Origin of the sequence: Salifodinibacter halophilus (genome assembly GCA_012999515.1) — a bacterium.
In the GTDB taxonomy this organism is placed as follows: domain Bacteria; phylum Pseudomonadota; class Gammaproteobacteria; order Nevskiales; family Salinisphaeraceae; genus Salifodinibacter; species Salifodinibacter halophilus.
Window position 1 is genome coordinate 1 of record JABEEB010000218.1, and the last position, 275, is coordinate 275.

Sequence of the window (275 nt, forward strand, 5' to 3'; positions counted from 1 at the left end):
GCCGCCGGCGAACTGCGCCTGGCGCCATTTCCATTCGCGCGTGTACAGCGCGGTGAAACGCGCGGCGGCGGCGCTTGGCGCGGCCTGCGCGGTGTTGTCGGCGGTGGAAGCGGCCGTGGCTTGCGCGGGCGCGGCCTGCGCGGCCGCTGCGGGCATCGCGCCCAGGGCCATCAGCACAGCGACGGACAGCGCGGCCAGCGGCGCGCGCACGGAGACGGAACGGATCGAAGGCATCGCGGAACTCTGCGGTGACGGGCTCAGTAGCGCGATCATGC

General features: G+C 74.2%; 1 protein-coding gene. It reads right to left on the bottom strand.

Features of this window, described 5'->3' with window-relative positions; all coding sequences use genetic code 11:
• Window positions 1-234: hypothetical protein (locus tag HKX41_11390; protein NNC24735.1), on the bottom strand; the 234-nt coding region annotated here is incomplete at its 3' end.
• Window positions 235-275 lie beyond the last annotated feature (41 nt).